Origin of the sequence: Falsiroseomonas ponticola (assembly GCF_016805305.1) — a bacterium.
GTDB lineage: Bacteria > Pseudomonadota > Alphaproteobacteria > Acetobacterales > Acetobacteraceae > Falsiroseomonas > Falsiroseomonas ponticola.
On the sequence record NZ_JAERQN010000003.1, the window covers coordinates 1 to 19654 of the forward strand.

Annotated in this window: 17 protein-coding genes; 9 read left to right on the plus strand and 8 right to left on the minus strand. The window is 70.6% G+C overall.

Features of this window, described 5'->3' with window-relative positions:
* The first annotated feature begins 466 nt into the window (after positions 1 to 466).
* From JJI54_RS10540 to JJI54_RS32020, 4 genes are read left to right on the plus strand one after another with little or no spacing between them, the layout of a single operon-like run.
* A complete protein-coding gene (locus JJI54_RS10540) occupies positions 467 to 2917 on the plus strand; it encodes a penicillin-binding protein 1A (RefSeq protein ID WP_318987484.1) in 2451 nt (816 codons plus the stop codon).
* 7 nt (positions 2918 to 2924) lie between these two features.
* Positions 2925 to 4055, plus strand: a complete 1131-nt coding sequence (gene prfB, locus JJI54_RS10545) for a peptide chain release factor 2 (protein ID WP_203072949.1) — start codon at positions 2925 to 2927, stop codon at positions 4053 to 4055.
* Positions 4055 to 4696, plus strand: coding sequence for a class II aldolase/adducin family protein (locus JJI54_RS32010; RefSeq protein ID WP_264177172.1), 642 nt, complete (start codon positions 4055 to 4057; stop codon positions 4694 to 4696). The genes prfB and JJI54_RS32010 overlap by 1 nt, the downstream gene beginning before the upstream one ends.
* Positions 4693 to 5409, plus strand: a complete 717-nt coding sequence (locus tag JJI54_RS32020) for a metallophosphoesterase (protein WP_318987485.1) — start codon at positions 4693 to 4695, stop codon at positions 5407 to 5409. The genes JJI54_RS32010 and JJI54_RS32020 overlap by 4 nt, the downstream gene beginning before the upstream one ends.
* On the opposite strand, the gene JJI54_RS10555 is transcribed toward JJI54_RS32020, so the two are convergent.
* From JJI54_RS10555 to JJI54_RS10585, 7 genes are all read right to left on the minus strand, one after another.
* A complete protein-coding gene (locus tag JJI54_RS10555; RefSeq protein WP_203072951.1) occupies positions 5399 to 6598 on the minus strand; it encodes an MFS transporter in 1200 nt (399 codons plus the stop codon). The genes JJI54_RS32020 and JJI54_RS10555 overlap by 11 nt on opposite strands.
* A gap of 290 nt (positions 6599 to 6888) precedes the next feature.
* On the minus strand, positions 6889 to 7995 hold the full coding sequence (locus JJI54_RS10560) for a hypothetical protein (protein ID WP_203072952.1): 1107 nt from the start codon (positions 7993 to 7995) through the stop codon (positions 6889 to 6891).
* Between the two features lie 3 nt (positions 7996 to 7998).
* On the minus strand, positions 7999 to 9633 hold the full coding sequence (locus tag JJI54_RS10565) for an acyl-CoA synthetase (RefSeq protein ID WP_203072953.1): 1635 nt from the start codon (positions 9631 to 9633) through the stop codon (positions 7999 to 8001).
* A gap of 14 nt (positions 9634 to 9647) precedes the next feature.
* Positions 9648 to 10454 (minus strand): enoyl-CoA hydratase, encoded by an 807-nt coding sequence (locus JJI54_RS10570; RefSeq protein WP_203072954.1) that lies wholly within the window; start codon positions 10452 to 10454, stop codon positions 9648 to 9650.
* 2 nt (positions 10455 to 10456) lie between these two features.
* Positions 10457 to 12361 (minus strand): propionyl-CoA synthetase, encoded by a 1905-nt coding sequence (locus JJI54_RS10575; RefSeq protein WP_203072955.1) that lies wholly within the window; start codon positions 12359 to 12361, stop codon positions 10457 to 10459.
* A 181-nt stretch (positions 12362 to 12542) separates the two neighbouring features.
* Positions 12543 to 14252: an MFS transporter gene (locus tag JJI54_RS10580; protein WP_203072956.1), complete on the minus strand. Its 1710-nt coding sequence runs from the start codon at positions 14250 to 14252 to the stop codon at positions 12543 to 12545.
* Positions 14253 to 14456: 204 nt separating this feature from the next.
* Positions 14457 to 15083 carry a hypothetical protein gene (locus JJI54_RS10585; RefSeq protein ID WP_203072957.1) on the minus strand — a complete coding sequence of 209 codons (627 nt, stop codon included), beginning with the start codon at positions 15081 to 15083 and terminating at the stop codon, positions 14457 to 14459.
* Positions 15084 to 15230: 147 nt separating this feature from the next.
* On the opposite strand from JJI54_RS10585, the gene JJI54_RS10590 reads away from it, so the two are divergent.
* The 4 genes from JJI54_RS10590 (at position 15231) to JJI54_RS10605 (ending at position 18299) form a co-directional block, all read left to right on the plus strand.
* Positions 15231 to 15536 carry a DUF4212 domain-containing protein gene (locus JJI54_RS10590; RefSeq protein ID WP_203072958.1) on the plus strand — a complete coding sequence of 102 codons (306 nt, stop codon included), beginning with the start codon at positions 15231 to 15233 and terminating at the stop codon, positions 15534 to 15536.
* 4 nt (positions 15537 to 15540) lie between these two features.
* Positions 15541 to 17583: a sodium:solute symporter family protein gene (locus JJI54_RS10595; RefSeq protein WP_203072959.1), complete on the plus strand. Its 2043-nt coding sequence runs from the start codon at positions 15541 to 15543 to the stop codon at positions 17581 to 17583.
* Between the two features lie 102 nt (positions 17584 to 17685).
* The gene (locus JJI54_RS10600) at positions 17686 to 18003 is read left to right on the plus strand and encodes a YggT family protein (protein WP_203072960.1); all 318 of its coding nucleotides are present in this window, start codon (positions 17686 to 17688) and stop codon (positions 18001 to 18003) included.
* 5 nt (positions 18004 to 18008) lie between these two features.
* Complete coding sequence (locus tag JJI54_RS10605) at positions 18009 to 18299, plus strand: hypothetical protein (RefSeq protein ID WP_203072961.1); 291 nt, start codon at positions 18009 to 18011, stop codon at positions 18297 to 18299.
* A gap of 2 nt (positions 18300 to 18301) precedes the next feature.
* Here the strand turns inward: JJI54_RS10605 and JJI54_RS10610 are convergent, their stop codons facing one another.
* Positions 18302 to 18931 (minus strand): Tat pathway signal protein, encoded by a 630-nt coding sequence (locus JJI54_RS10610; protein WP_226381662.1) that lies wholly within the window; start codon positions 18929 to 18931, stop codon positions 18302 to 18304.
* Positions 18932 to 19172: 241 nt separating this feature from the next.
* Between JJI54_RS10610 and JJI54_RS10615 the strand changes: the two genes are divergently transcribed.
* A complete protein-coding gene (locus JJI54_RS10615; RefSeq protein WP_203072963.1) occupies positions 19173 to 19520 on the plus strand; it encodes a hypothetical protein in 348 nt (115 codons plus the stop codon).
* Positions 19521 to 19654: the final 134 nt, after the last annotated feature.

The following is a 19654-nucleotide window of genomic DNA, read 5'->3' on the forward strand; positions in this document are numbered from 1 at the left end:
GGGCCAAGCTCGGAAACGGTCTTAGGACCGAAGGGCCGACGGCCTCGAGATCGCGCCGCCGGTGCAGGGCTGCAGCCCTGCACCGGCGGTCACACTATGCATCATCGCCAAGACACAAGGGCCCGCTGGCCCTTGGCAGGGTTGGGGTACGGGGAAGGGACGGCGTCCCTTCCCCGGGCCACAGGCGCACCGTCGGCACCCCGCCTACACCCCCCGCCAACCCCTTCGCCCGTATCCTGCGCTGCACAACTGGCCGTGACGGCGGTGCATGCCCATCTGGTGCGTTGCGCATGTGCCCCTTTGGCCGGGGTGGTGTATGGAGCGCCGCATGGATACCCCTGATCTTCGCGCCGAAGGCCCCATGGTGGGCGGAAGGCCTGCTGCTGCTCCGGAACCCGAGGCTCCGCCGCCGGCCAAGCCGCCGCGGCGCAAGCGCCGGTGGTTCGTCGGCACGGTCGGTTTCCTCGTGAAGACGGCGATCGTGCTGGTGGTGGCGGTTGGGCTGGCGGGGGCGGGGGCGGCCTGGTCGCTCTATCGCAACGCGGTGGCGGAGCTGCCGGACTACCGGTGGCTGGCGGATTACCAGCCGCCGCAGATGTCGCGCATCTATGCCGCCGACAGCCGCCTGATGGCGGAGCTGGCGCAGGAGCGGCGGGTCTTCATCCCGATCGAGGCGATTCCCCAGCGGCTGCAGCAGGCCTTCGTCTCGGCGGAGGACCAGCGCTTCTGGACGCATCATGGCGTCGATCCCATCGGCATCTTCCGCACGGTGCTGACGAATGTGGAGCAGATCGGCAGCGGGCGGCGGATGGCGGGGGCTTCCACCATCACCCAGCAGGTCGCCAAGAACATGCTGGTGGGGGCGGAGCGGTCGCTGACGCGCAAGGTGCGGGAGGCGATCCTGGCGCTGCGCATCGAGCAGGCGATGCCGAAGTCCCGCATCCTGGAGATCTACCTGAACGAGATCTTCCTGGGCCAGCAGGCCTATGGCGTGGCGGCGGCGGCGCAGAACTACTTTAACAAGTCGCTGGACGAGCTGTCCCTGGCCGAATCCGCCTTCCTGGCCGCGCTGCCCAAGGCGCCGAACAACTACAACCCCATCCGCTTCCCGGAGGCCGCCAAGGCCCGGCGCGACTGGGTGCTGGAACGGATGGCCGAGGATGGCGCCATCACGCGGGAGGAAGCGGCGCGCGCGCGGGCGGAGCCGCTGGTGCCGCGGCCGCAGCGCCGGCCGGACATGGTCGCGGTGGGCCAGCACTTCACGGAGGAGGTGCGGCGGGAGCTGATCACGCGCTTCGGCGTGGACCAGACGACGATGGGCGGCCTGGTGGTGCGCACCTCGCTCGACCCGAACCTGCAGGCGGAGGCCGAGAAGGCGCTGCGGAACGGGCTGCTGGATTATGACCGTCGCCGGGGTGGCTGGCGCGGCCCGGTGGCGCGGATTTCCGCGAACCCGACGGAATGGCTGCCAGCGCTGCAGGCCGTGGCGCGGCCGCCCGGCATCCAGCCGGGCTGGCGCCTGGCGGTGGCGCTGGAGGTGCGGGACCGCGAGGCGCGGCTCGCCTGGCTGGAACGCCCGGATGCCCGCACGGCGCCGCAGCCGCGCACCGGCACCATGTATCTGGAGGACATCGCGACCTGGGCGCGACCCGTGCGTGATGGCCGGATGGGGCCGCCGCTGCGCCGCATGCAGGAAGCGCTCAGCCCCGGTGACGTGGTGATGGTGGAGACGCTGCCCGCCGTGGCCGCGCAGCCGCCCCGTGTCGCCGCGCGCCCCGAACGCCTGATGCTGCGCCAGCTGCCGGAGGTGGAGGGCGCGGTCGTGGCGCTCGACCCCAATACCGGCCGCGTGCTGGCGATGGTGGGTGGCTTCTCCTTCGAGCGGTCCTGGTTCAACCGGGCGTCGCAGGCGATGCGGCAGCCCGGCTCCTCCTTCAAGCCCTATGTCTATCTCGCGGGGCTGGAGGCGGGGATACCGCCCAACCAGCTGCTGCTGGACGCGCCGGTCGAGATCATGACGCCGCAGGGCATGTGGCGTCCGGGCAATTACGGCGGCGGCGCCGCCCAGGGCTGGGTGACGATGCGCAGCGCGCTGGAGCGCAGCCTCAACCTGGTGACCATCCGGCTCGCGCAGCAGGTCGGCATGCCGGCGGTGGCGGATGTGGCGAACCGCTTCGGCGTCATCCCCAACATGCCGCGCGTCCTGGCCATGTCGCTCGGCGCCGGGGAGACGACGGTGCTCCGCCAGGCCGCGGGCTATGCCAGCTTCGTCAATGGCGGGCGGCAGGTGATCCCGACGCTGATCGACAGCGTGCAGGACCGCCATGGCCGCCTGGTCTGGCGCACCGATGCCCGCGAATGCAGCGGCTGCAACGCGGATGCGAACAGCCAGCCCCCGCGGCTTTCCGACACGCGCCGGCAGATCGTGGACCCGGTGACGGCCTTCCAGATGACCAGCCTGCTGCAGGGCGTGGTGCAGCGCGGCACCGGCACGCGGGCCGCGGAAGGGCTGAACCGCCCCGTGGCCGGCAAGACCGGGACGACGGATGACTACAAGGATGCCTGGTTCGTGGGCTTCACGCCGGACCTGGTCGTGGCTGTCTGGGTCGGCTTCGACGAGCCGCGGACGCTGCGGCTGCAGAGCGAGACCGGCGCGGACGTGACGGGCGGGCGACTGGCGACGCCGATCTTCCGCGACGTGGTGGCCGCCGCGACGCAGGGCTCGCCGCCCATTCCCTTCCGCGCGCCGCCGGGGGTCGCGCTGGTGCGGCTGCAGCTGGATAACGGCCAGACCATCCTGGAGGCCTTCCGCCCGGGCACGGAGAACAGCGCGCGGCCGCCTTCCGACCCCCTGGCGGGGGCCGGGGCGGGAACCGCGGCGGCTGGCCTCGACAGCAATCTGGGTGGGCTCTACTGAGCGGCTCATGCGCGCAGACGCCGAAAAGCTGAAGACCGAGATCGCGGACAGCCTAGCGCTGCTCCGCGCCCATCTGGACTGGGACGCCGCCGTCAGGCGGCTCGAGGAGCTGAACGCCCGCTCGGAGGACCCGGACCTCTGGAACAAGGCCGAGGAGGCGCAGGCGGTGATGCGGGAGCGCAACCGCCTCGCCGCCCAGATCGAGGGCGTGCAGAAGCTGGAGCGTGACGTCGCGGATGCGGTCGAGCTGATCGAGATGGCGGAGGCCGAGGGCGATGCCGCCATGGCCGATGCCGCGGTGGCCGACATGCGGGGCTATGCCGAGGAGGCGAAGCGCCGCGAGATCGAGAGCCTGCTGTCCGGCGAGGCCGATCCCAACGACGCCTATCTGGAAGTGAATGCCGGCGCCGGCGGCACGGAGGCGCAGGACTGGGCCGAGATGCTGCTGCGCATGTACACGCGCTGGGCGGAGCGTCGCGGCTACAAGGTGACGATGACGGAGCAGTCGGAAGGCGAGCAGGCGGGCATCAAATCCGCCACCATCCAGGTCTCCGGCACCAATGCCTTCGGCTGGCTGAAGACGGAGACGGGCGTGCACCGCCTGGTGCGCATCAGCCCCTTCGACGCCGCGGCACGGCGCCAGACCAGCTTCGCCAGCGTCTATGTCTATCCGGTGATCGACGACAAGATCGAGATCGAGATCAACCCGGCGGACATCAAGACCGACACCTTCCGCGCCTCCGGCGCCGGCGGCCAGCACGTGAACAAGACGGAATCGGGCGTGCGCTTCACGCATATCCCGACCGGCATCGTCGCGGCCTCCACCCAGGACCGCAGCCAGCACCGCAACCGCGTCATCGCCATGGATATGCTGAAGGCGCGGCTCTACGAACTGGAACTGCGCAAGCGGGAGGCGATCACGGCGGGGATCGAGGCCGGCAAGACCGATATCGGCTGGGGCCACCAGATCCGGAGCTACGTCCTGCAGCCCTACCAGATGGTGAAGGATCTGCGGACGGGCGTGGAGAAGGGCAACCCCGACGCGGTGCTGGACGGGGAGATCGACGAATTCATGGCGGCCGCGCTGGCACAGCGCGTCGGCGCCACGCGATCGGACGCCAGCGCCAAGGCGGATTGATGAGCGCCGCCGCGCTGGTCGAGGCCGCGCGGGCGCTGGATGCGGCGGGGTTCATGCCGCAGAAGTCGGGGAACCTGTCGCAGCGCGACGGGGATGGGTTCCTGATCACGCCCTCCGGCCAGCCCTATGCCGCGATGGTCGCGGATGACCTGGTGCGCTGCGGGCGGGATGGCGCGGTGCGGGGCAACGGGCGCCCGTCCTCCGAATGGCGGCTGCATGCGGCGATCTACCGGGCGCGGCCGGATGCGATGGCGGTGGTCCATACGCACAGCCCAATGGCGACCGCCCTGTCCTGCGCGCGGCACCCGATTCCGCCCATCCACTACATGGTGACCCTGGCCGGGGAGGGCGGGCGGCGCGGCATTCCCTGCGCGGCCCACGCCACCTTCGGAACGGAGGCGCTGGCGCGATCGGCCGTGGCGGCGCTGGGCGAGGGGCTGCGGGCGACGCTGCTGGCCAATCATGGCGTCGTGGCGCTGGGGGCCACGCTGGCCGGCGCGGTGGCGCTGGTGCGGGAGGTGGAGAACCTGGCCGCCCAGTATCTCGCGCTGCGGGCGGCTCGCATCGACCCGGTGCTGCTCTCCGAGGCCGAGCTGGCGGAGGCGGCGGCGATGCTCGGCGATTACGGGCGGCCGGTGTGACCCTGGCCTGGCAGGCGGCGCCTGCGCGGCTGGATGATCGCGTGCGGCTCTACGCCATCGGCGATGTGCATGGCATGGCCGGGCGGCTGGCGGCGCTGCATGGGCAGGTGGCCGAGGACCTGGCGGCGCGGCCGGTGGCGCGGGCGGTGGTGGTGCATCTCGGTGACTATGTGGACAAGGCGGGCGACCCGGCGGCGGTGCTGGAGCTGGTCGCGGGCTTCCGGCTGCCCGGCGCCGTGGTGGTCAATCTGCTGGGCAACCACGAGGCGATGATGCGGGACGCGCTGGCGGGCGATCGCGCGGCGGTGGATGACTGGCTCTGGTGTGGCGGGCGGGTGACGCTGGCGAGCTATGGCCTGGCGCCGGAGGCCGGGCCCGAAGCCTGGGCAGTCGCGATCCCCGAAGGCCACCAGGCCCTGCTGCGGGACGGGCTGGCGCTGAGCCATCGGGAGGGGCCGTATTTCCTCGCCCATGCCGGCATCCGCCCCGGCGTGGCGCTGGAGGCGCAATCGGCGGAGGACCTGCTGACCATCCGCGGCCCCTTCCTGCACCACGAGGGGCCGCATCCCGCCGTGATCGTCCATGGCCATACCGCGCGGCTGGCGCCCGAGATCCGTGCCAACCGCATCAACCTCGACACCGCCGCCCATGCCGGGGGCCTGTTGACCTGCGGCGTGCTCGAACAGGATCGGATCGCCTTCCTCACGGCGTAGCGGGCTGGCCCGCCGCGCTGCGCAGCACGGTCCCGCCCGCCAGCCACAGCGCCAGCGCCGCGAGCGCGATGCCGGCCAGGACCAGGAAGGCGGCGCCGTAGCCCGCCTGCTGCGCGACCACGCCGCCGATGGTGGAGCTGAGGGAGGCGCCGATGCCCTGCAGGGTCATCACCGCCGCCAGCCCCGCCGTGGCGTGCCCGCTGCCATCCAGGATGCGCGCGACGATCCCCGGCACCGCGACGCCGAGCAGCCCGGCGCCGACGCCATCCAGCACCTGCACCGGGATCAGGGCGAGGGGATGATCCACGCTGCCCGCGATCAGCCCGCGGATCGGCAGGGCCACCAGCGCCAGGATGAAGACGAGGCCATAGCCCCGCCGCACCGCCAGCCAGGCCGCGAGCAGCGCCATCGGGATCATGGTCGCCTGCGCCAGGATGACGGTGGCGGCCGTGTAGGCGGCGGGATCCATGCCGGTGCCGCGCGCCACCATCGCCTGGCCGAGCAGCGGCAGCATGGCCGCATTCGCCATGTGGAACAGCGCCACCGTCCCCGCCACCAGCAGCAGCGGGCGCGACCCGAGCAAGGTGGGCAGGATGGGCTCGGCCTGCGCGCCCGCCGTCGCGCCCCGTGCCGCCGCATGGTCGATGTCGCGCGGCCTGATCAGCGCCACGGCGATGACGGCGGCGATCGCCATGCCCGCCATCAGCACAAAGACCGCGACCAGCCCGAACTGCCAGCCGAGCAGCCCCGCCAGCGCCGCGGCGGTGGCGTTGCCCGCATGGTTGAAGGCCTCGTTCCGGCCGAGCTGCCGCGCATAGCCCTGCTGCCGCACCAGGCCGAGGGTGAGGGCCGCGATGCAGGGCGCGACGGCGGCGGCGGCCACGCCCGCGATCATCTGCGCCGCCACCGTGATGGCGAAGACCGGCGCCAGGTAGTTCACCGCGCAGGCCAGCACGATCAGCACGCAGGCGATGGCCAGCAGCGCGCGCTTGTGGCGCGTGGAATCGACCAGCAGGCCGATCGGCGTCGCCGCCGCCATGCCGGCCGCGCCGCCGAGGCTCATGGCGATGCCGATCGAGGCCGGCGACCAGCCCTGCTGCTGGAGGAAGACGCCGAGGAAGGGGCCGAGCCCGTCCCGCACATCCGCGATGAAGAAGTTCAGCGCGTTGAGCGCGGGCAGGGAGGACATGGGCCGGTCGTATCCGCAATGGTCCGGCCTGATCGCGCGGGGGGCTGCGCGGGTTCCCGAAACAGCGAAGGCCCCGGGGATCGCTCCCCGAGGCCTTCCATTGCTGCCGGCGAACCGGCTGCTTGCGTCTGGTGACTCGCCTACGCGATGGCGCCGGCGATGATCCAGGCTGCAGTCTCGGTGGACGCCTTGGGGCAATGAGACACTGGATCACCTCCTTTCGGTTGTTGCGGGACAGAGGAGAGGATGGGGTGCCGGGGCGGGGTCCGCAAGGAAAGTTTCGCGGCCGCTCAGGGCGCCAGGCCGATGGCCCTCAGGCGCAGGCGGGGCGGCTTGCCGGGGCGCGGCGGGCCGGCCTGCAGGGTGACCGTGACCTCCCCATCCTCGGCCAGGGGCGGCAGCGGCACGGTGACCACGCCGTGGGGCGGCGCCGTCGTCGGGGCCAGCAGCACCTCCTCGGCCATCGTCGCGCCGATGGCCGGGCGGCGGGTACGGGCGGGCGCCTCCACCTCCAGCAGCAGGGGGCGGGCGGGGCCGGCGCGGAGCGGCAGATGGAGTGTCGCCTGCCGGCGGGCGAACCAGGCGCCCGCCGCATCCGGGGCGGCGAAGCCCGCGCCCAGCAGGGCGATGCCGGGGCCCCAGCCTTCCAGCGACCGCATCGCGCCCGGGACCAGCGGCTCGGGCGGCGGCAGGGCGTAGTCGAAGGCTTCGGCGAATCCGGCGCCGCGGCGCGTGATGTCGGCGGCCTGGCCCGGAGTCAGCACGGTGGCGAACTTGCCGGGCAGCCCATCCCCGACATGGCCGGGATGCCAGTGGCTGCTGCCGTCATGCGAATGCGCCGTAGGGTTGGGGCCGAGCGCGCCCGATTCCAGCATGGCGTCGATGCGGGCGCGCACCGCCTCCGGCGTCAGCGCCGCGAAGACCTGGCGGCGCAGCCGCGCACCGGGCTTCAGGCCCAGGAAGCGGGCGAGGCGCGTGATCGTCTTCGGGTCCTGGCTGAACCCATCCTCATACCGCAGCAGCAGGCAGGGCATGGCGCCGGGCAGGGCGGGCAGCGCCAGGCAGGACTCCTCCACGCGGTGGCGGCACAGCGCATAGTCGAAGCGGAAGCGCGCCATCAGGGAGGCGACGGCATCGCGGGGGTCGCGGACCGAGAGGATGGCGCGCCCACCCGTGCGCGCCGCCAGCCAGCGCAGGCCGCGGGTCGGCGCATGCGTCTTCAGCAGCAGCGGCACCCGGGCATCCACCTGCAGCGGCAGCTGGTCCGGGCTGTCGGCGAATTGCCGGTGCACCCGGCCCCATTCGGCCTCCAGCAGGGCATAAGCGGCGTTGTAGAGCCAGGTGGAGGCGCTTCCATACTGGCCGGCGCAGAGGATGATCGGCGCCGGCCCCGCCATGCCTCAGCCGCCCTTCGCCTGGGCGCGCAGCACGTGCTTCTGGATCTTGCCCGTGCTGGTCTTGGGGAGCTCCGCGAAGACCACGTGGCGCGGCACCTTGTAGCCCGCCAGGACGGTCTTGCAGTGGGCGATCAGGTCCTCCGCCGTGGCGGCCGAGCCGGGCTTGAGTTCGATGAAGGCGCAGGGCGTCTCGCCCCATTTCTCGTCGGGACGGGCGACCACGGCGGCGACGGCCACGGCGGGGTGCTTGTAGAGCGCGTCCTCCACCTCGATGGAGGAGATGTTCTCGCCGCCCGAGATGATGATGTCCTTCGACCGGTCCTTCAGCTGGATGTAGCCATCGGGATAGGTGACGGCGAGGTCGCCGGTGTGGAACCAGCCGCCGGCGAAGGCCTTGGTGGTGGCGTCGGCGTCCTTGAGATAGCCCTTCATCACGACATTGCCCTGCATCATCACCTCGCCCATCGAGGTGCCATCGGCAGGCACGCGTGCCATCGTCTCCGGGTCCATGACGCAGAGGCCTTCGAGGGCGATGTAGCGCACGCCCTGGCGGGACATGAGCGCGGCCTGCTCCGCGGAGGGCTGGACGTCCCAGTCGCTGTTCCATTCATTCACCACGGAGGGGCCGTAGCACTCCGTCAGGCCATAGACGTGGCAGACGGCGAAGCCGGCTTCCTTCATCGCGGCCAGCACGGCGGCGGGCGGTGGCGCGCCGGCGACGACGAACTGTACCTGGTGGGGCAGGGGCTTCTTCTCGGCCTCGGGCGTGCCGAGCAGCGTCGCCATGACGATGGGCGCGCCGCACATATGGGTGACGCCTTCGCGCGACATCAGCTCCCACATCGCGTTGCCGCGCACGGCGCGCAGGCAGACATGCGTGCCGGCCTGGGCCGTGACGGTCCAGGGGAAGCACCAGCCGTTGCAATGGAACATCGGCAGCGTCCAGAGATAGACGGGATGCTTGCCCATGCCGGCGGAGAGCACGTTGCCGACGGCCAGCAACTGCGCGCCGCGATGGTGATAGACCACGCCCTTCGGCCGGCCCGTGGTGCCGGAGGTGTAGTTGAGGCTGATCGCGTCCCATTCATCGCCCGGCATCGGCCAGGCGAAGCCCTCATCGCCACCGGCGATGAAGGCCTCATAGGGGGTGGCGCCGTCGAGGCGGTTGGCGCGGGCGGCGTCGCTGGCCTCCGGGTCATCGACCTCGATCACCAGCGGCTTCGCTTGGCACTGGGTCAGCGCCATGCGCAGCAGGGGGACGAATTCGCGGTCCACCACCACGACCTTCGCCTCCCCATGGTCGAGGCAATAGGCGATGGTCCCGGCATCGAGCCGCGTGTTCAGCGTGTTCAGCACGCCGCCTGTCATCGGCACGCCGTAATGGCATTCCAGCATCTCGGGGATATTGGGCAGCAGGGCGGCGACCGTGTCGCCGCGGCCGATGCCGTGCTGGCGCAGCGCATCGGCGAGCTTCACGCAGCGCGCGCGAAGCTCGGCATAGCTGCGCCGCACCGCGCCGTGGACGACCGCGGTGTGGCGCGGGAAGACGGCGGCGGCGCGCTCCAGGAACAGCAGCGGCGTCAGCGGCTGATGGTTGGCGGGGCAGCGGGGCGGGGCATCGAAATCGGCAGCGGCCATGGGGTGTGTCGGTCCTAGCGATCGCGCCAGACGGGCTGGCGCTTGGAGAGGAAGGCGCCGATGCCTTCGGCGGCATCCTCGGCCATCAGATTCTCGGTCATCACCGCGGCAGCATGCGCATAGGCGTCCTCCAGCGGAAGCCCGCGCTGGCGGTGGAAGGCGGCCTTGCCGATGCGGACGGTGTGGGCGCTGCGGGATGCGATGCGGGCGGCAAGCGCTTCCGTGGCCGCGGCGAGGTCGGCGGCCGGTACCACGCGGTTCACCAGGCCGATGCGGCGCGCCTCCTCCGCCCCGATCATCTCGCCCGTCAGCAGCATCTCCATCGCCGGCTTGGCGGCGACGGCGCGGGAGAGGGCGACGGCGGGGGTGGAGCAGAAGAGGCCGATATCGACACCGGGCGTGCAGAAACGGGCGGCTTCGGACGCCACGGCCAGGTCGCAGGTCGCGACCAGCTGGCAGCCCGCGGCGGTGGCCACGCCCTGGACCTCCGCGATCACGGGCTGGGGCAGGGCGACGATGGCCTGCATCAGCGTCGCGCAGCGCGTCATGGCGGTGTCGAAGAAAGCGCGGCCGCCATCGGCATCGGCGCGATGGGCGGTGATCTCCCGCAGGTCATGGCCCGCGCAGAAGACGGGGCCGGCGGCGGCCAGCACCACCACGCGCACCGCCGGATCCTCCGCGATGGCCCGCAGCGCATCCAGCACCGCGCCCATCATGGCGAAGGACAGGCTGTTGCGGGTTTCCGGCCTGTTCAGCGTGAGGCGCGTGATCCCCGCCGCGCTGTCCTGCCGCAGCAGCAGGGGCGTGGTGCCGTCCGGCATGGCTATTTCTCCGCCTGCTTCAGCACATCCGCGATCTCGTCCAGGATCAGCGGATCATCGATGGTGGGGGGCACGGTATAGGTTTCGGCATCCGCGATCTTGCGGATGGTGGCGCGCAGGATCTTTCCGGAGCGCGTCTTGGGCAGGCGCTGCACCACGCGCGCCTCCCGGAAGGCCGCCACGGGGCCGATGCGGTCGCGCACCATGGCCACCAGCTCCTTCGCGATCTCGGGCTCGCCCTTGGTGGTGCCGGCCTTCAGCACCACCAGGCCGAGCGGCGCCTGGCCCTTGAGGGAATCCTTCACCCCGACCACGGCGCATTCCGCAACATCGGGGTGCGCGGCCAGCACCTCCTCCATCGCGCCGGTGGAGAGGCGGTGGCCCGCGACGTTGATGATGTCGTCCGTGCGGGACATGACCCAGACATAGCCATCCTCATCCACCATCCCGGCGTCGGAGGTGTTGTAGTAGCCCGGAAACGCCTCGAGATAGGCTTCACGGAAGCGCGCATCGGCGTGCCAGAGCGTCGGCAGGTTGGAGGGCGGCAACGGCAGCTTCACGGCCAGCGTGCCGATCTGCCCGCGCGGCACCTCCTGCCCGGCCTCGTCCAGCGCGCGGAGGTCGTAGCCCGGTGCCGGCTTGCCGCCGGAGCCGGGCCGATTGGGGAAGAGGCCGAAGCCCCGGAAATTGCCGCTGATGCTCCAGCCCGTCTCGGTCTGCCACCAATGGTCGATGACGGGCTTACCCAACAGCTGCGCGGACCACTCCGCGGTCGGCGGATCGCAGCGCTCACCCGCCAGGAACAGGGCTTCCAGCGCGGAGAGATCGTAGCGCGCCAGCAGCGCGCCTTCCGGATCCTCCTTCCGGATGGCGCGGATGGCGGTGGGGGCGGTGAAGAGCACCTTCACGCGGTGCTCGGCGGCGACGCGCCAGAAGGCGCCGGCATCGGGCGTGCCGACGGGTTTTCCTTCGTACATCACCGTCGTGCAGCCCGCGAGGAGGGGCGCATAGACGATGTAGGAATGGCCGACGACCCAGCCGACATCGCTCGCGGTCCACATCACGTCCCCGGCCTTCAGGCCGTAGAGCATCGACATGGAATTCAGCAGCGCGACGGCATGGCCGCCATTGTCGCGCACGATGCCCTTGGGCTTCCCGGTCGTGCCGGAGGTGTAGAGGATGTAGAGCGGGTCCGTCGCCGCGACATCGGTGCAGGGCGCGGGCTCCGCCGCGGCCTCGGCCTCCAGCAGATCCGCGTCGCGGCCCGGCGTGAGGTCGCAGGGGTGCTCGGGGCGCTGCAGGATCAGGCAGTGGTCGGGCTTGTGCGGGGACAGCGCGATCGCCGCATCGAGCAGCGGCTTGTATTTCACGAGCCGCCCGGGCTCCAGCCCGCAGGAGGCGGAGATGATCGCCTTGGGCTGCGCATCCGCGATGCGGGCGGAAAGCTCCGCCGCCGCGAAGCCGCCGAAGACGACGGAATGGATGGCGCCGAGCCGCGCGCAGGCCAGCATGGCGATGGCGGCTTCCGGCACCATGGGCATGTAGATGATGACGCGGTCGCCGGCCGAGACGCCGCGCGCCGCTAGCGCGCCCGCGACCTTCGCCACGCGGCCAAGCAGCTCGGCATAGGTGAAGCGGGCGGCGCGCCCGGTGATGGGGCTGTCCCAAATCAGCGCCGCCTGGTCGCCCCGGCCGGCGGCCACGTGGCGGTCCAGCGCGTTGAAGCAGGTGTTCAGCCGGGCATCGGGGAACCAGCGGCCATAGACGCCGGCCGAGGCGTCGAAGATGCGGGTCGGCGGCACGGCCCAGTCGATGCCCTCCGCCGCGCAGCGCCAGAAGCCCTCCGGGTCGCGCCGCCAGGCGCCATAGGCCTCGTCGTAGCGGCTGGTGCCGGTGCTGCCATCCATGGTGCCGTTCCCTCATGCCTGCCGGGTGCGTCCCGGTCCTGCTTGGTGCGCAGAGTGCCGCCGCCCCGCCCTGCCGCGCAACCATGCCAGCCCGGGCTGGCGGGGCCATTGACGCAGCGCAAGAAAAAAGCGCCGGGGGTTGCCCCCCGGCGCCCGGCAAGCCCCGAGCCTTCGGCCCGGATCAGCGGCCTGCGCGGTAATCCGCGGCGCTGGCGGAACCGTCGGCGTTGGTCGCGAAGATGTCGCGATCCTTCGTCTCCGGCACCATGAAGAAGCCGATCACCACGGTCGCGAGCGCGATCACCACGGGGTACCAGAGGCCGAAATACACGTCGCCGGTCTGCGCGATCATCGCGAAGGCCGTCGCCGGCATCAGGCCACCGAACCAGCCATTGCCGATGTGGTAGGGCAGGGACATGGAGGTGTAGCGGATGCGCGTCGGGAAGAGCTCCACCAGCGCCGCCGCGATCGGGCCATAGACCATGGTCACGTAGATCACGAGCAGCGTCAGGATGAAGATCAGCACCGCCGGCTGTTCGCGGAAGACGTCGAAGGGACCGGACATCTTCACGACCGTCGGGTTGGACGCCGCCGGATAGCCCGCCGCCGTCACCGCAGTGCCGAGGGCGGCCGCGAAGTTCGGCTGGTCGGACGACACCGTCTGGTTGCCGACGACCACGCGCACGCCCGTCTGGCCCGGCTTGTTCTCCACGGAGTAGTTCACGGACAGCCGCGCGAGCGCCGCCTTGGCGATGTCGCAGGGCTGGGTGAAGCGCGCCGTGCCCGTCGGGTTGAACTGGAAGGAGCAGGTGGACTTGTCCACCTCCACCACCGTGGTGATGGTGCGGTGGGCCTGAGTCAGCGCCGGGTTGGCCTCCGCGCTCATCAGCGAGAAGAGCGGGAAGTAGGTGACCGCGGCGATCAGGCAGCCGCCGAGGATGATCGGCTTGCGGCCGATCTTGTCGGACAGCCAGCCGAACAGGACGAAGCCGCCCGAGCCCAGGATCAGCGACCAGGCGATCAGCATGTTGGTGGTGAAGCCGTCCACCTTCAGCACGGAGCCGAGGAAGAACAGCGCGTAGAACTGGCCCGTGTACCAGACCACCGCCTGGCCCATGACCAGGCCGAGCAGGGCGAAGAGCGCGATGCGCGCGTTCTTCCACTGGCCGAAGGCCTCGCCGATCGGCGCCTTGGAACCCGTGCCTTCCTCCTTCATCTTCTTGAAGGCGGGGCTTTCCTGCATCTGCATCCGGATCCAGACGGAGATGCCGAGCAGGACGATCGAGATCAGGAAGGGTACGCGCCAGCCCCAATCCGCGAAGGCGGCTTCGCCGGTGATGGAGCGGGTGGTGAGGATGACGATCAGCGAAAGGAACAGGCCCGCCGTCGCGGTGATCTGGATGAAGCTGGTGTAGAAGCCGCGGCGCCCGTTCGGCGCGTGCTCCGCCACATAGGTTGCCGCACCACCATATTCGCCGCCCAGCGCCAGGCCCTGCAGCATGCGCAGCACGATCAGCACGATGGGCGCGATGATGCCGATCTGGTCGGAGGTGGGCAGGATGCCGACGATGAAGGTCGAGGCACCCATGATCACGATGGTGACGAGGAAGGTGTATTTCCGGCCGACGAGGTCACCGAGCCGGCCGAACACCAGCGCGCCGAAGGGGCGCACCAGGAAGCCGGCGGCGAAGGCGAGCAGCGCGAAGATGTTGCGCGTGCTCTCGTCGTACATGGAGAAGAACTTGGCGCCGATGACGGCGGCGAGCGAGCCGTAGAGGTAGAAGTCGTACCATTCGAAGACGGTGCCGAGCGAGGAGGCCAGGATGACCTTCCGCTCCTCCGGCGACATTGGTCGCGCGGCCCCGCCGGCCGCGGCGTGCGATGCAGACATCCCCCATCCCTTCATACGCGGGCACGCCCGCCCGCAGGTCGTTGTTGCGGTGCCAGGCGCTATGCGCGTGGCGCGCGCAGGGATTGTCCCCCGCGCATGCCCATTCTCTTACGGAACGGACATGCGCTTACAACGCGCGTTCCCGTTAATTCGTGTCCAGAAAACGGCTGGGACCCTTAGTCAATGTAACATATTAAAAATGGGTCACTTGCTCTGCCGCAATGACGCGGCGGCCAGCGCGCGGGCCAGCGGCGCCGGTTCGAAGAGCCGCTCCAGCTCCTGCTGGGTGGAGACGATGTGGAAGCGCAGCGCGCCGCGGATGGCCGGCGTCTCCCCCACGCGCTGGTCCGGATGGACCGGCAGGGTGGCCAGCAGCGGGGCCTCGGCCGTCAGCGGCAGGCGGTCCGCCCCGCCGGGCGGCGTTTCCTGGCGCGCCGCCAGCAGGCGGCCGAGCCCGTCCCGGGCGGCGGCCAGCGTCTCCCGCTCCGTCGCCGGGGCCTCGGCCCGGTCGAGGATGGCGGCGCCAATCGCGGCCAGCGCCGCGGCCAGCGGGGCTTCCTGCCCCGGCGCATGGGGGCGGAGCCAGGCTTCCGCCAGCGCCGTCACGTCCCCCACCGAGGCCGCGAAGGTCTGCCAGCGGCAATGGTCGAGGGCGGCGCGGAAATCGGGGTCGGCGAAGGTCTGCCGTTCATGCCGCCCGGCCTTCACCCGGCAATAGTCGATCACCGTCTTCTGGGCGACGAAGGCCGCCTGGCGATCCAGGAAGCGGTCGAGCGCCTCCGGCCGGGTCTCCCGGGCGGGACGCAGCCGGTCCCGAAGCCACGCCAGCATCAATCGCCTCCTCCCTGCGCCGCAACGATGTTGCATGACATGCCGGACACGTGATAGCCGCGTCAGTTAATTATAATTCACCGCCACTTTGGGCGGCGAAGGGGCCTGGCCGCCGGAGTGGCTGGCGGCGCAAAGGGGAGAGAGCGGATGCCGTTGGTGGAGGATGTCAAGGATCCACAGGGGGCCAGGGTGGCCGCCACGGATCAGGTGAACGGGGCAGCCTACTGGAAGAAGACATCGGGGCTGATGTGGACCGTGCTGGCCATCTGGTTCGTGGCCGGATTCGGGGTTCATTTCTTCGCCACGGCCCTGAACCCGATCCATATCATGGGCTTCCCGCTGGGCTTCTACTTCGCCGCCCAGGGCAGCCTGATCATCTTCGTCGTCGGCCTTTTCTGGTTCGCCAAGCGCCAGAACGAGATCGACGAGGAATTCGGCGTGCAGGAGGACTGATCCCATGTCCGCCAGCACCGGGGGCAAGGACCCCTTCATCGCCAGCCTCGGCAAGATCTATGCCGGCTATACCGGCGGCTTCGCCGTCTTCGTCATCCTGCTCGCGATCCTCGAGCAGATGGGCGTGCCGGACAAGATCATCGGCTACCTCTTCGTCGTCCTGACCATCGGCGTCTATGCCTATATCGGCATCATCAGCCGCACCGCCGCCGTCGCGGAATACTACGTGGCCGGCCGGCGCGTCCCCGCGCTCTACAACGGCATGGCGACGGGGTCGGACTGGATGTCCGCCGCCAGCTTCATCGGCATGGCGGGCAGCCTCTATGCGCTGGGCTATGGCGGCCTCGCCTTCATCCTGGGCTGGACCGGCGGCTACATGCTGGTGGCCATCCTGCTGGCGCCCTACCTGCGCAAGTTCGGCCAGTACACGGTGCCGGACTTCCTCGGCGCGCGCTTCGGCGGCAACCTCGCCCGCTCGCTCGGCGTCATCGTGCTGCTCACCTCCTCCTTCGTCTACGTCGTGGCGCAGATCGTGGGTGTCGGCATCATCACCCAGCGCTTCCTGGAGGTGTCGTTCCTCACGGCCGTCTTCCTTGGCCTGGCGGGCATCCTGGTCTGCTCCATGCTGGGCGGCATGCGCGCCGTCACCTGGACCCAGGTGGCGCAGTACATCATCCTGATCATCGCCTACCTGATCCCGGCCATCCTGATGTCCGTGAAGGTCACCGGCGTGCCGCTGCCGCAGGTGATGTACGGCTTCGCGCTGGAGCGGATCGAGGGTCTCGAGCAGGGCTTCCGTGCCGCGGGGATGACGCCGCCGCCCGGGGTGACGGGGTGGCACACCGCGCCCTTCATCGGCGCCAACGGCGCCTTCTCCTGGTCCGCCTTCTTCAACTTCTTCGCGCTGGTCTTCTGCCTCATGGTCGGCACCGCCGCGCTGCCGCACATCCTGATGCGCTACTTCACCACGCCGTCCGTGCGGGAAGCGCGCCAGTCCGTCGCCTGGTCGCTGTTCTTCATCTTCCTGCTCTACTTCACGGCGCCGGCCTATGCGGCCTTCGGCAAGCTCGAGATCTACCAGACCGTCATCGGCCAACCCATCGCGGCCCTGCCGGAGTGGATCAAGAACTGGCAGATCGTGTCGCCCTACGGGGTGCCGTGGGTGAACATCGTGGACGTCAACCGCGACGGCATCGTGCAGTGGGGCGAATTCCGCATCCACCCCGACGTGGTCGTGCTGGCGACGCCGGAAATCGCGGGCCTTCCCTACGTGATCGCCGGCCTGGTGGCGGCGGGCGGCCTGGCGGCCGCGCTCTCCACCGCCGATGGCCTGCTGCTGGCGCTGGCCAACGCGCTGTCGCATGACGTCTACTACAAGATGATCGACCGCAACGCGCCGACCGCGAAGCGGCTCGTCATCTCCCGTGTCCTGCTCATCCTGGTGGCCATCCTGGCGGCCTGGACGGCGGGCAATGCGGGTGCCGACATCCTGTTCCTGGTCGCCTGGGCCTTCTCCATCGCCGCCGCGGGGCTCTTCGCCGCGCTGGTGATGGGCGTCTGGTACAAGAAGACGACGAATGCCGCGGCCTGCTGGGGCATGGCGGTCGGCTACGTCTTCACCTTCGGCTACCTGATCTGGACGGAGTTCTACGGCCTGTCCTTCGTGGAACTCTTCGGGACGAAGGAGGCGATCCTGGCCGCCGCCCGGCAGACCGCGGCGCTGCCCGCGGCCGATCCGGCGCTGAAGGCCTATGCCGCCCAGCTGGTGGCGAATGCCGGCCAGATCACGGATGGCGCGCTGTCCTGGTTCGGCCAGCTGATCCTGACGACCGACAGCGTGGTGCTGCGCGGCCGGACGGTGGCGCGGCTCTGGACGCTGAACAACATCTCGGGCGGCATCGTCGGCGTGCCGCTCTCCTTCCTCACCATCTGGCTGGTGTCCAAGTTCACCACGGCGCCGAGCCAGGCGATGCAGGACTTCATCGACGACATCCGCATCCCGAAGGGCGGCGTCCGCCTGGTGGACCGGCGCGAGGCCGTCGAGTAACGACTCCGTCCCGGCCAGGGACGGAAACCGGGGCGGCCGCGGCGACGCGGCCGCCCTTCCTGCTTCAACGCCTGCGCTTCACCACCTGGATCAACGCCGCCGATGCAGCCCTTCGTCGCCGACCACCTCGGCTTCTGGATCCCCATGTATGTCCTGGCGCTGACGGCCTGGGCCTGCCTCGGGCGGTTCCTCATGCAGGTCATGGTGCCGGAGGACAGCCCCAACTACATCTGGCGCGGCTTCCGGCTGCTGACCGATTGGGCCGTCTGGCTCGCCCGTCGCGCGGTGCCGTCCTATGTGGAGGCGCGGTTCCTGCCGCTGGTGGCGGCCTGCTGGCTGTTCGGCATCCGCCTGGTGGGGGGCGTGCTGATGATCTCCGCCGGGCTCGGCCCGCGCATCACGCCGCCCGGGGCGGGGTGAGGGCCATGACGCCGCAGAACCTCTTCGTCGTCGTCGTCGGCCTCTGCCTGATGAATGGCCTGGTCAGCCCGGCCCTGCCGGTGATGATGGCGCTTCACCCGGTCTGGCTGCCGGAGATGCTGCCGCCCACCAATGAGATCGTGTTCTACGGGGCGAGCCTGATGGTCTCCACCGGCACGCTGCTGCTGGCCGGGCTGCCGGCCGCGATCCTGGAACGGCTCGGCACCCCGCTCACCCCGGCCATGATGGCCTGGGCGGGGGGTGCCGGGTTGCTCTTGCTGCTGGGCCTCGCCTGACCTCAGCGCCAGACGAAGTCGTTGACGCTGCAGGTCTCGACGCGCCGGCGTTCGAAGGACCGGCCATCGGCATAGACCACGCGCATGTCCACCGTGCAGACGCGCCCGGCGGGCAGGCTGACCTGCAGGCGCTGGCCGGGCTGCAGCACGTTCTGTCCCAGCCGGTCGCCGCCCCAGTTGCTGTCGGTGGAGAGCGAGACATAGACCTCCCGGATCGTCAGGCCCGTGCCGTTGACGAAGTAGAAGCTGGGGTTGCCGGCGATGGAGGCGCCCGCCCCGCCGCCGCCGATGCTGGCCCCGGCGCCGGCGCCCGACCGCCCGAAGACGATCTGGCTGAGGCTGCAGGCATTCACCTGCATGCGGCTTTCCTCGCCCCCGCCCTGGTAGGTCACGCGCAGGTCGAGGATGCAGTCGCCGAAATTCGGCGTGACCCAGACGCGCTGGCCCGGCGGCAGCACGGAGGTGCCGAGGATGTCCGGCCCCCAGTCGGAGACGCGGGACGAGGAGACATAGGCGCGCTCGATCACCCGGCCGGTGTCGTTGACCAGCCAGAAGCGGTTCTGCGCCTGCGCCGCGCCCGCGCCGAGGAGACCGGCGAGCAAGGCGAGGCAGGCGATCAGGTGGCGACGCATGAAGGGACCTCCCGGAATGCTGGACGTATCGAAAGGGATCGGCATGGTTCTGGCAACAGCGTTGAGAGGCGGGCCCCGACTCGCCGGCCGGGGCTTCTCCTGGCGGAACGCCGCCCTGCGCGCCGCGTCATCGACCGGGCTCGCGACGGGTTGATGCACTTGAAAGTTGCATTTGCTCCTCCGCAGGGCCATGTTCGCAGGGTTGCCTTCGCGCTCGGGTTGGGTGCGCACGGGGTCACGCATGTCGCTCGATGCCACGCCTTCACCGGCTGCCCAGTCGGAAGCCGCCCGTCGCCTCTCCGCCGCCATCGACGAGATGCGCGCGGAGGTGACGGCGACGCGCGCCGTGCTGCAGGCCGTGATGGCCGAGGAGGGCGCCGCGGCCGGCCCGATGGCGGAGATCGCGGAATCGGCCAGCCGCCTCGTGGGCTTTGCCAGCGGGGATGGGGCGGCGGCGGCGCCGGATGATCCCGAGGCGCCCGTGCCGCCGCACCCCATGCGCCGCATCACCGATTGGGCCGAGGGCGTGCTGCACGCCCTGCCGCCGGGCAGCCACATCGTCACCCGCCGGCGTTCCGAACAGTATTGAGCCCGCCTGCCGCGCCTGCCCGCCCTCGCATCGGGCGATACGCCGTGCACCGTGGCAAATCGGCATCGCTCTTCCGCCACATGTTGCAACATCGCCACGCCGCGGTGGCGCCGGCGGGTCTTTCCCGGCTAGGG